This window comes from Mumia sp. (assembly GCF_028803055.1).
In the GTDB taxonomy this organism is placed as follows: Bacteria; Actinomycetota; Actinomycetes; order Propionibacteriales; family Nocardioidaceae; genus Mumia.
In genome coordinates this window covers 1-10,740 of sequence record NZ_JARBCJ010000119.1, presented here as the reverse complement: position 1 = coordinate 10,740, position 10,740 = coordinate 1, and the positions used below count along the sequence as shown (strand labels likewise).

Sequence of the window (10,740 nt, the reverse complement as noted above, 5' to 3'; positions counted from 1 at the left end):
CCTCCGTGCCGGGCTGACGACCAAGCACATCGAGCCGCAGGCGCTCGTCGACTGCGTCCGGATGGGCATGGCCGAGGCTCACGTCCTCACCCCCAAGGAGGAGGCGGGCGTTCGCCTCTTCGCCCCCGAGGTCGACGAGTTCGCCCTCGCCGTGGCGACGGTCGACGGCACGGCAGAGGCGCTGCTCCCGGGGACAGGTCCGCGCATCGTCCTGTGCGTCGACGGCACCGTGACCGCCGAGGCCACCAGCGGTTCCCTGACGCTGACGCCCGCTCGGTCGGCGTTCGTGCCGGACGACGCCGGTGCCGTGCGCGTCCGGGGGACGGGCACCGTCGCCATGCCCTCCCCCCCGTGTGTTGATCGCCCGACACCCCGCCACCCGCCTATGCCCCGCCCTGGATCCCCCCGGGCGGGGCCTTCGCCCGCACGGCGGTCGCGCGGTCAGCCGTTGATCATCCCCGCACCGACGGTGATGCCGGTGGCCTCGTCGATCAGGATGAACGAACCGGTCGTGCGGTTCTTCTCGTACGGGTCGGCGAACAACGGTGCCGTGGTGCGCAGCTTGACGCGGCCGATCTCGTTGAGACCGAGCTCTCCGGTCTCCAGGTCGCGGTGCAGCGTGTTGATGTCGAGGCGGTACTGGACCTCCTTGACCATGGCACGTGCGCTGCGGGTCGTGTGCTTGATCGCGAGCTTCTGACGCGGGCGCAGCGGGGTGTTGGTCATCCAGCAGATCATCGCGTCGATGTCCTGCGTGGGCGTCGGAGCGTTCTGCGGGCGGCAGATCATGTCGCCTCGCGACACGTCGAGGTCGTCGGAGAGACGGACCGTCACCGACATCGGGGGGAAAGCCTCGGCGACCGGCTGGTCGAAGAGGTCGATCGCCTCGATGGTCGTCGTGAACCCGCTCGGGAGCACCTGGACCTGGTCGCCCGGCTTGAGCACACCGCCGGCGACCTGGCCGGCGTAGCCCCGGTAGTCGTGGAACTCGTCGGACTTGGGACGCACGACGTACTGCACGGGGAACCGGGTGTCGACGAGGTCACGGTCGGAGGACACGTGCACGTTCTCGAGGTGGTGGAGAAGCGACGTCCCCTGGTACCAGGGCATCTTGTCGCTGCGCTTGACGACGTTGTCGCCCTGGAGCGCCGAGATCGGGATCACCGTCAGGTCGGGGATCGCGAGCTTGGCCGCGAACGTGTCGAACTCGTCGCGGATCTTCTCGTACACGGTCTGGTCGTAGTCGACGAGGTCCATCTTGTTGACCGCGAGGACCAGGTGGGGGACGCGAAGCAGCGAGAGGATGACCGCGTGACGACGGCTCTGCTCGGTCAGGCCGGTGCGGGCGTCGACGAGCACCAGGCCGAGGTCGGCGGTCGAGGCGCCGGTGACCATGTTGCGGGTGTACTGAACGTGGCCCGGGGTGTCGGCGATGATGAACTTGCGCCGCGGGGTCGCGAAGTAGCGGTAGGCCACGTCGATCGTGATGCCCTGCTCGCGCTCGGAGCGCAGGCCGTCGGTGAGCAGCGCGAGGTCGGTGTAGTCGTAGCCCTTGTCCTGCGAGGTGCGCTCGACCGCCTCGAGCTGGTCCTCGAAGATCGCCTTGGAGTCGAGAAGGAGGCGCCCGATCAGCGTCGACTTGCCGTCGTCGACGGAGCCTGCGGTGGCGAAACGCAGGAGGTCCATGCGGGGGAGGGAAGTCTCGGGGGTCTCGGTGACGGTGGCGGCCATCAGAAGTAGCCCTCCTTCTTGCGGTCTTCCATGGCTGCCTCGCTGAAGCGGTCGTCGCCGCGCGTCGCGCCGCGCTCGGTCACACGGGCGATGGCGATCTCGTCGATGATCTCGGCGGTGGTCGCGGCCGCCGACTCCACGCAGCCCGTCAGCGTCATGTCGCCGACCGTGCGGAAGCGTACGAGGCGCTCCTCGGCGGCCTCGCTGCCCTTGAGCGTGAGGTGGTCGCCGGCCGACAGCAGCATGCCGTCGCGCTCGACGACCTCGCGCTTGTGCGAGAAGTAGATCGACGGGATCTCGATCTTCTCGCGGTGGATGTAGTGCCAGACGTCGAGCTCGGTCCAGTTGGACAGCGGGAAGATCCGCATGTGCTCGCCCTCGGAGATGCGCCCGTTGTAGAGGCTCCAGAGCTCGGGACGCTGGTTCTTGGGGTCCCACTGGCCGAACTCGTCGCGGTGGGAGTAGACGCGCTCCTTGGCGCGGGCCTTCTCCTCGTCGCGGCGGCCACCGCCGAACGCGGCCGTGAAGCCGTTCTCCTCGATGGCGTGGAGCAGCGTGCCGATCTGGAGGCGGTTGCGGCTGGTCTTGCCGTCCTCCACGACGACGCCGTCGGCGATGGCCTGATCGACCGAGGCGACGATCATCCGCAGGGACAACCGCTCGACCCAGTGGTCACGGGTCTCCAGGACCTCGGGGAAGTCGAACCCGGTGTCGACCTGCATCACGGGGAACGGGATCCGGGCCGGGTAGAAGGCCTTCTCGGCGAGACGGAGCATCACGATGGAGTCCTTGCCGCCGGAGAACAGCAGCACGGGCTTCTCGAACTCCGCCGCGACCTCGCGGAAGATGTGGATCGACTCGGCCTCCAGCTGGTCGAGCTGGCTCAGCCGGTAGTCATGCATGGGGGTCACCAGGGGTTCTCCCGTCGTTCCTGGGGGTTTCGATCGCGGAGCGAAGAAATCATCCTACCGACCGCTCCTCCCTCACCGAGAACGGCGCCGCATCCTGGCCGCGGACGCCCTTCGGGCGGTCGTGACGGACGATACCGACGGCGAGCAAGAGCTGGCCCGCGAGGTAGGTCAGCATGATCCAGACGCCGGCGGGCTCGGGCCGCGCGACGTCGGCGAGGCCCATGGCGATCAGGGTGTCCGAGAGAAGGAACAGCGCACCGCCCAGCCCGGCCGCGAGGCTGATGCCGAAGGCCGTGACGGCGGTGGCGGTGAGAAGCAGCGAGTAGACCACGATCGGGATCCGCAGCGCCGGCTCCTCCTCGCCGAGCGGCCCCCACAGAACACCGATCGCCGCCGACCACGCGACGAGACCCGCGATGGGGACCCACCAGCGCCGTCGCAGGCCGCGCAGGGCGCCCTGGCGGACGAACCAGGTCACGTAGCAGACGTGAGCGGCGCCGAAGCCCGCCATCCCGAGGACGAACAGCCCGTCGACCTCGAGCGCGACATCTCCGACCCAGGAGAACGCGAGCGCCGCGAGGAGCAGCCGCGGACCGCCGGCACGGTAGACCCAGAGGGCGAGCGCCGGCATCAGCAAGGCCTTGGTCACCGAGGTGGCCAGGCTGTCGTCGACCGCCACCAGGGCGAGATGGACGGCGCTCAGCGCCAGGTACGGGATCATCGAGTCTCCTCGTCCGCACGGCGAGCCCGGTCGACGTCGCGCTTCTCGGCGAAGAGGTCGACGCCCTCGGGCACGCCGATGCGGTCACGGAGCAGCGCCCAGGCGATCGGCCCGAGGATCACCATCCCCGCAGCGATGAGACCGACCGCGACCGGGTCGACGCCGAGCAGGGTGAGGCCGGTCAAGGTCAGCACGACGACGATGCCGCGGCGGACGATGCCCTGGGGGACGCGGTTGGCGATGCGCGCGCCGATGTAGGTGCCGGGCGTTCCTCCGAGGATCAGCGGCACCAGCACCTCGAGGTCGACCCCGGTGATCAGGACGTGCGTGATCGCGGCGGAGAGGACCAGCGGCACGGCCTGGACCAGGTCGGTCCCGACGAGGCGTACGGCGGTGAGCGCCGGATAGAGCAGCAGCAGCGAGACCATGATCAACGAGCCGGAGCCGACGGAGGTCACGCCGACCAGGAGCCCGCCCACGGCGCCGACGAGCACCGTCGGGATCGGCCGCAGCGTGGGGTCGTCGGTGGACGCCGGGCGGCCCTGACGGACGGCCCGGACGTTGAGGAAGGAGCGCAGCGTGTACGTCGCCGCGGTGAGGACGAGCGCGGCGCCGATCGCCGTCTTGACGAACGCCGTCTGGTCGCCCGCGCCCCCGACCGCCTCGATGATGAAGGCGCCCGCGGCGGCCGTGGGGACCGAGCCGAGCATGAGCCAGCCGGCCAGCCTCCAGTTGGGCGAGCCTTCGCGCGCGTGCACGGCGGCTCCGACCGACTTGTTGACGGAGGCGGCGACGAGATCGTTCGCGACCGCGGCCGTGGGGTTGATGCCGAGGAAGATGAGCGCGGGCGTCATCAGGGCTCCGCCGCCCATCCCGGTGAGGCCGACGACGATGCCGACCCCGAAGCTCACCGCGAGGATCGACAGCGCGCCGTAGGTGAGGATGTCGGTCATGCGCGGCCGTCCCACAGACCGGCGGCGACGAGTGCGCCCACCACCTCGTCGAGGACGTCGGGGACGGTCCGGCCGGTGGTGTCGACCGAGACGAGCGCGTCGTCCGGCACCTCGTACGGGGAGGAGATGCCGGTGAACTCCGGGATGGCTCCGGCACGGGCCTTGGCGTACAGGCCCTTGCGGTCGCGACGCTCGCACTCCTCGAGCGGTGTCGCGACGTGGACGAGAGCGAACGAGCCGCCGGCCTCCTCGACCATGGCACGTACCTGCTTGCGCGTGGCGTCGAACGGAGCGATCGGTGAGCAGATCGCGACGCCGCGGTGGCGCGCGATCTCGGCAGCCACCCAGCCGATGCGCGCGATGTTGGTCTCGCGGTCCTGCTTGGAGAAGCCGAGACCCTTGCTGAGGTGGTGGCGCACGACGTCCCCGTCGAGGCTGGTGACGGTACGACGACCGTCCTCGAGAACCAGGTCGTACAGGGCCCGGGCGATCGTCGACTTGCCTGAGCCCGAGAGGCCGGTGAAGAAGACGACGAGGCCTCGCTCGTCCAGCGGCGGCTGGTCGGCGGAGACGATGGCAGCGACCCGGTCGGTCAGCCGCCCGGTGCCCCTGACGGCGAGCACCTCGTCGGCGTAGGCGCGGAGGACGGCGGCGGTGAGGTCGGCGTCGTCGGTCGGCTCGGGCCGGCGGGCCAGCGCCACCGCCACGACCGGACGGTCCGGGAGGGCGGCGAGTGCGGCTCTCACCAGTGCGGGTGCCGTGAGCGTACGGCGCGGGTCGGGGCCGGTGCGGACGATCAGCACGGCGCGGCGTCCGGTCCGCTCCTCGGCGTCGACGACCGCCTCGACGTCGTCGACGGTCAGAGGCTGCTCGACGAGGACGGCGATCGCGTGCGGGTGCTCGGCACGGACGTCGGCGGGAGCGAGGTGCAGCCGGCGGAAGGCGCCGTAGGTCGGACGGGCCAGGGCTCGAACGGTGCGCGACTCCCGGTCGTAGGTCGCCAGGGGAAGGCCTTCGGGATCGAGAAGCTCGACGGGTCCGTGGACCTCGTCCGGGACCGCGACGTCGAGCCGGCGGTCGGCAGGCCACGCACCGAGCAGAACGAGCTCGAGATCGGCGAGCTCCCGTGCGTCGGGGGTCCACTGCGCGTCACTCACGACGGCGATTGTTTCACGCGGCATCGGGACCCATCATCGACGCCGGGCATTTGCATCTGCTTGCTCTTGCAAGCACGATGGAAGGGTGGCAAGGATCAGTGTCGGCAAGACCGTGGAGGACCTGGGCGGCTACCTGCGTGAGCAGCGTCGCCAGGCGCAGCTGTCGCTGCGGCAGCTCGCGGACCTCACCGGCGTCTCGAACCCGTATCTGAGCCAGATCGAGCGTGGACTGCGCAGGCCCTCGGCCGAGGTGCTCCAGCAGATCGCGAAGGCCCTCGCCATCTCGGCCGAGTCGGTCTACGTGCAGGCAGGGCTGCTCGACCCCGACGACTCCGTGAGCGGCGGAGGTGTCGAGGCGGCGATCGCGACCGATCCTCGGCTCGAGGAGCCTCAGCGCCGAGCGCTGCTCGAGATCTACCGCTCGTTCGTCGGCGACTCGCCGACGACGTCGGCCGCGCCAGACGACGGGACCGACCGAACCAAGACCCAGGAGACCCCATCATGAGCATCCAGGACACCATCACCAAGACCGTCATGGGCCTTCCCCTCCAGGCGCTGGCCTTCGTCGGGCAGGCGCAGTCCGCAGCGGCGTCGCTCCTCGCGCAGCTCGGCGAGCTCGACCTCGATGACGTGCAGAAGAGGATCGAGGCCGATGCCAGGGCCCTCCCGGGCCAGGCCGGCGCGCTCTACTTCGACACGATGGGCCGCCTGAAGGACGTCGACGTCGAGGAGATCTTCGACGACCTCGAGGACCGGATCGAGCACAAGCTCGAGGACATCGCCGACGACGTCAAGGAGCTCGTCGTCATGCTGGCCGCTGTGGCCCGCAACGCGGCTGCCGACGTCGCCTCCGGCTCGCCCTTGGGCAAGAAGGGCGCGCAGACCGACGGTGCGCCCGAGCGTGCGTCCAAGGCCACGGTGACCAGCGAGACGCCGATGGCCACGAAGGCGAGTGACGCCCCGACCGCCGCCGCTGCGGCGGCGTCGGCCACGAAGGCGCCGGCCGTCAAGAAGGCTCCCGCGGCCAAGAAGACGTCGACAACCAAGAAGACGTCGACGGCGAAGAAGACTCCGGTGGCGAAGAAGCCCGCGACGAAGACGACGACGCCGACGGCGAAGAAGCCCGCGGCGAAGAAGACGACGCCCACGGCAAAGAAGTCCCCGGCGAAGAAGACGACGCCGACCGCGAAGAAGGCCTCGTCGACACCGACCGCGACGACGGCCGCGAAGGCCGCCGCAAAGAAGTCCCCGGCGGTCAAGAAGGCACCGACGGCCAAGAAGTCCGCCTCCGCCAAGAAGGCGGCAGCCGAGACGGCGCCGGCCGCGCCCGCGACGGCCTCCCCGACGAAGAAGGTCCCCGCCAAGAAGTCCTCCACGGCGAAGAAGGCGCCGTCGACGCCGTCGGCTGCCACGAAGACGCCGGTCAAGAGGGCGGCGCCGTCGACTCCGGCCGGCCCGGGGACGGCCGGCGACGGTCGCTGACGTGTCGTCGGAGCGCGTCCACGGCTGACGGCAACGCGCTCCGACGGGCTACGCTCGGGGGGTGTTCGATCTCTTCGCCGTCCAGAGCCTCGTCGAGCTGATCATCACCGTGCTGATGATCGCGGCCAAGGGGTTCGCCGTTGTCGACGCGGTCTCGCGCTCGCCGCAGGCCTTCGTCGCGGCCGACAAGCAGACCAAGCCGTTCTGGGTCATCCTGCTCGCGCTGGCCCTCGTGGCGAACCTGCTGATCTGGCAGCCCATCGGCATCCTCAACCTCGCCGGGATCGTGGCGGCTCTCGTCTATCTGGCCGACGCGCGTCCCGCGCTCCAGCAGGTCAGCGGACGCTGAGGGGCGGCGAGACCCGCCGTACGACGCCACCGTCGAACACGTGTTCGACGGTAGGCGTACGCTGGCGCCATGTCCGTGCAGTTCCAGGGCTCGCTCTTCGACTCCGCCGACGAGCCCACGCTGGGTCCGCTCAAGGGTCAGGTTGTGCGCCACGACCTGGCGGACGGCGCCTGGGTCGACGTACGCCCTCACTGGGTGGACGGCGCCGACGACCTCTTCGCGCATCTCCACGACACCGTCTCGTGGCGTGCTGACGAGCGTGAGATGTACGAACGCGTCGTCGCGGTGCCTCGGCTCCTGGCGTGGTTCGGTGAGCGCAGCGCCTGGCCGCACCCGGCCCTCGACGAGGCCCGCGAGCGGCTCGGCGACCACTACGAGACGGAGCTCGGGGGGCGTTTCGCGACGGCCGGGCTGTGCCTCTATCGCGACGGCCGCGACTCCGTCGCCTGGCATGGCGATCGCATCGGTCGCAGTCGTACGCAGGACACGATGGTGGCGATCCTGTCCCTCGGGTCGCCCCGGAGGCTCGCGCTGCGACCGCGTGGTGGCGGCACCTCCTTGTCCTTCACCCTCGGGTCGGGCGACCTGCTGGTGATGGGTGGGTCGTGTCAGCGCACCTGGGAGCACGCGATCCCCAAGACGTCGAAGCCCGTCGGGCCGCGCATCAGCGTCCAGCTCAGGCCACGGGGCGTCGGTTAGGCAGGCTCGGTGGGGTCGTCGGAGAGCAGGTCGTCGAGCAGGGAGGCGAGACCGTCCTCCAGGGCTGCGCGCTGAGCGGGCGTGAGACGTTCGAGGATGCGTTCCTCGTGTGCCAGCAGCGAGGCGACGACGCGCTCCACCTCGGCGTGCCCGGCCGACGTGAGTGTGACGGCGACGGCGCGCCGTGCCGCGGCCGACGGCTCGCGGACGACGAGTCCGTCCTCCTCGGCGCGTGCGACTCGCTGCGAGATCGCCCCTGCCGTGACGAGGGACTGCTCGCCGAGCTGTCGCGTCGTGAGCGAGTACGGCGGCCCTGACCGTCGCAGCGTGCTCACGAGGTCCAGGGTGCCGGCGTCCATGCCGAGGGTTCGGAGCGTCCGTCGACGTTGGTCGGCCAGCAGCTTGGCCACCCGCCAGAGCGGGGTGAGCAGGAGGATCGACGAGGTGGCGACGCCAGGGAGCTCGCGCTCCCATGCTCGGGCGATCTCCTCCGCCGACAGTGGACCCACATCGTCCAGGGGCGATTCCCCGGTTTCGCTCATGGCTGCTCCTCGCTATGTTTAGGTCTAAACATAGCGAGGAAGGACAGCGGATGCCACGAGACGTGCTGATCACCGGGGGATCTGGAGGGATCGGACAGGAGCTGGCGCGACGCTGCGTCGAGATCGGTGACCGGGTCGTCGTCACAGGGCGGGACGAAGGGCGGCTCGTCGCCTCGGTCGAGAGGTCAGGCGCTCGTCCGGTCGTCTGCGACCCCACGCGGCCGGAGGAGGTCGAGGCGCTCGTCCGTCAGGTCGGCGGCTCGGTCGACGTGCTGGTGAACATGTCGGGTGGCAACGCCGACTTCGACCGGCAGGGTGTGGATCACCCCAGGCTCGACGACGTCGCCGACACTTGGCGGACGAACCTCGACACCAATCTGCTGAGCACCGTGCTCGTGACGACCGCCGTCCTCGGCGACATGCGTCCAGGCGGTGCGGTCGTCAACGTCGGGTCGATCGGCGCGGAGTACGCCAGCACCTCGTACGGGGTCGCGAAGGCGGCTGTCCAGGCATGGACGGCAGGCCTTTCACGGGAGGTGGGCCCGCGGGGCATCACCGTCAACTGCGTGTCCCCGGGCTACATCGAGGACACGGGCTACTTCAAAGGTCGGCTCACACCGCAGCGCCACGCGGCGCTCGTCAACGCCACGCACGACAAGCGTGCGGGGCTGCCCGCCGACGTCGCGGAGACCGTGCTCTTCCTCGCCTCGGCCGGCGCTCGCCACATCACGGGCCAGACGGTCCACGTCAACGGGGGTGCATTCACCACCCGTTGACGTGGAGCGTCAGAGCCTCAGCCCTTGGGGCCGCGGCGCTTCGACCGGGCGCGCTCGCCGGCGTCCAGGATCACCTTGCGGATCCGGACGTTCGACGGCGTGACCTCGACGCACTCGTCCTCACGGCAGAACTCCAGGCTCTGCTCCAGCGACAGCTTGCGCGGCGGGATCAGCTTCTCGAAGTTGTCGGAGGTGGCGGAGCGGACGTTGGTCTGCTTCTTCTCCTTGGTGATGTTCACGTCCATGTCGTCTTCGCGGCTGTTCTCGCCGACGATCATGCCCTCGTAGACCTCGGTCGTCGGGTCGACGAACATCACGCCGCGCTCCTGCAGGCTCGTCATCGCGTACGCCGAAGCCGCACCGGCGCGGTCCGCGACGAGCGATCCGCTCGGGCGCGTCGAGATCTCGCCGAGCCACGGCTCGTACCCCTCGAAGACGTGGTGCGCGATGCCGGTGCCGCGGGTGTCGGTGAGGAACTCCGTACGGAAGCCGATCAGGCCGCGCGCCGGGACCAGGAACTCCATGCGGACCCAGCCGGTGCCGTGGTTCGTCATCTGCTCCATGCGGCCCTTGCGGACGGCGAGGAGCTGCGTGACGGTGCCGAGGTACTCCTCAGGGCAGTCGATCGTCAGCCGCTCGACGGGCTCGTGGACCTTGCCGTCCACGATGCGGGTGACGACCTCGGGCTTGCCCACGGTGAGCTCGAAACCCTCGCGGCGCATCTGCTCCACGAGGATCGCCAGCGCCAGCTCGCCACGGCCCTGGACCTCCCAGGCATCCGGGCGCTCGGTCGGGAGCACCTTGATCGACACGTTGCCGACCAGCTCACGCTCGAGGCGGTCCTTGACGAGGCGAGCGGTGACCTTGGTGCCCTTCTCGCGACCGGCGAGCGGCGAGGTGTTCGTGCCGATCGTCATCGAGATCGCCGGCTCGTCGATCTGGATGAGGGGGAGCGGCTTCGGGTCGTCCGGATCGGCGAGCGTCTCACCGATCATGATCTCCGGGATACCGGCGACGGCGACGATGTCACCGGGGTTCGCCTCCTCGGCGGGGACACGCTCGAGCTCCTCGGTCCGGAGCAGCTCGGTGATCTTCACCCGGTCGACGGAGCCGTCGCGCTTGCACCACGCGACCTGAGTGCCCTTGCGCAGCGTGCCCTCGTGGACGCGGATCAGCGCGAGACGGCCGAGGAACGGCGAGGCGTCCAGGTTGGTGACGTGCGCCTGGAGAGGGGCGCCCTCGGTGTAGGTCGGGGCGGGGACGGTGTCGAGGATCGTCTGGAACAGCGGGGCAAGATCCTCGCTGTCGGGCAGACCGCCGTCCGAGGGCTGGGTGAGCGAGGCGCGTCCGGCCTTCGCCGACGCGTACACGACGGGGAAGTTGAGCGCTTCGGCGTCGGTGGAGTCGTCGAGCAGGTCC

The 10,740-nt window shown here is 70.0% G+C and carries 12 protein-coding genes and 1 pseudogene; 6 read left to right on the top strand and 7 right to left on the bottom strand.

Annotated elements, in window-relative coordinates; translation table 11 throughout:
- Positions 1 to 61: 61 nt before the first annotated feature.
- Positions 62 to 328, top strand: a pseudogene (locus tag PV363_RS17955) (hypothetical protein); the annotation flags it as partial.
- Positions 329 to 441: 113 nt separating this feature from the next.
- On the opposite strand, the gene PV363_RS12035 reads toward PV363_RS17955, so the two are convergent.
- Genes PV363_RS12035 through cysC form a run of 5 tightly spaced genes read right to left on the bottom strand, consistent with a single transcriptional unit; the run spans position 442 to position 5,473 of the window.
- Positions 442 to 1,731: a GTP-binding protein gene (locus tag PV363_RS12035; protein ID WP_255559655.1), complete on the bottom strand. Its 1,290-nt coding sequence runs from the start codon at positions 1,729 to 1,731 to the stop codon at positions 442 to 444.
- Positions 1,731 to 2,642, bottom strand: a complete 912-nt coding sequence (cysD, locus tag PV363_RS12030; protein ID WP_220343348.1) for a sulfate adenylyltransferase subunit CysD — start codon at positions 2,640 to 2,642, stop codon at positions 1,731 to 1,733. The genes PV363_RS12035 and cysD overlap by 1 nt, the downstream gene beginning before the upstream one ends.
- A 49-nt stretch (positions 2,643 to 2,691) precedes the next feature.
- Complete coding sequence (locus PV363_RS12025) at positions 2,692 to 3,363, bottom strand: lysoplasmalogenase (RefSeq protein ID WP_301022436.1); 672 nt, start codon at positions 3,361 to 3,363, stop codon at positions 2,692 to 2,694.
- The gene (locus tag PV363_RS12020) at positions 3,360 to 4,316 is read right to left on the bottom strand and encodes a sulfite exporter TauE/SafE family protein (RefSeq protein WP_220346032.1); all 957 of its coding nucleotides are present in this window, start codon (positions 4,314 to 4,316) and stop codon (positions 3,360 to 3,362) included. The genes PV363_RS12025 and PV363_RS12020 overlap by 4 nt, the downstream gene beginning before the upstream one ends.
- The gene (gene cysC / locus PV363_RS12015) at positions 4,313 to 5,473 is read right to left on the bottom strand and encodes an adenylyl-sulfate kinase (RefSeq protein ID WP_301022435.1); all 1,161 of its coding nucleotides are present in this window, start codon (positions 5,471 to 5,473) and stop codon (positions 4,313 to 4,315) included. Before cysC ends, PV363_RS12020 begins: the two co-directional genes overlap by 4 nt.
- Before the next feature lie 85 nt (positions 5,474 to 5,558).
- On the opposite strand from cysC, the gene PV363_RS12010 reads away from it, so the two are divergent.
- The 4 genes from PV363_RS12010 (at position 5,559) to PV363_RS11995 (ending at position 8,003) form a co-directional block, all read left to right on the top strand.
- The gene (locus PV363_RS12010) at positions 5,559 to 5,978 is read left to right on the top strand and encodes a helix-turn-helix domain-containing protein (protein WP_220343352.1); all 420 of its coding nucleotides are present in this window, start codon (positions 5,559 to 5,561) and stop codon (positions 5,976 to 5,978) included.
- Complete coding sequence (locus PV363_RS12005) at positions 5,975 to 6,955, top strand: hypothetical protein (protein ID WP_301022434.1); 981 nt, start codon at positions 5,975 to 5,977, stop codon at positions 6,953 to 6,955. Before PV363_RS12010 ends, PV363_RS12005 begins: the two co-directional genes overlap by 4 nt.
- A 61-nt stretch (positions 6,956 to 7,016) precedes the next feature.
- Positions 7,017 to 7,304: a DUF2516 family protein gene (locus PV363_RS12000; RefSeq protein ID WP_220343354.1), complete on the top strand. Its 288-nt coding sequence runs from the start codon at positions 7,017 to 7,019 to the stop codon at positions 7,302 to 7,304.
- 69 nt (positions 7,305 to 7,373) lie between these two features.
- On the top strand, positions 7,374 to 8,003 hold the full coding sequence (locus PV363_RS11995; RefSeq protein WP_220346035.1) for an alpha-ketoglutarate-dependent dioxygenase AlkB: 630 nt from the start codon (positions 7,374 to 7,376) through the stop codon (positions 8,001 to 8,003).
- Here the strand turns inward: PV363_RS11995 and PV363_RS11990 are convergent.
- Positions 8,000 to 8,545 (bottom strand): MarR family winged helix-turn-helix transcriptional regulator, encoded by a 546-nt coding sequence (locus PV363_RS11990; protein WP_301022433.1) that lies wholly within the window; start codon positions 8,543 to 8,545, stop codon positions 8,000 to 8,002. The two genes, PV363_RS11995 and PV363_RS11990, sit on opposite strands and share 4 nt — an antisense overlap.
- A gap of 50 nt (positions 8,546 to 8,595) precedes the next feature.
- On the opposite strand from PV363_RS11990, the gene PV363_RS11985 reads away from it, so the two are divergent.
- Complete coding sequence (locus PV363_RS11985) at positions 8,596 to 9,321, top strand: SDR family oxidoreductase (RefSeq protein ID WP_301022432.1); 726 nt, start codon at positions 8,596 to 8,598, stop codon at positions 9,319 to 9,321.
- A 17-nt stretch (positions 9,322 to 9,338) separates the two neighbouring features.
- Here the strand turns inward: PV363_RS11985 and PV363_RS11980 are convergent.
- On the bottom strand, positions 9,339 to 10,740 hold a 1,402-nt coding region (locus tag PV363_RS11980; RefSeq protein ID WP_301022431.1), incomplete at its 5' end, for an EF-Tu/IF-2/RF-3 family GTPase.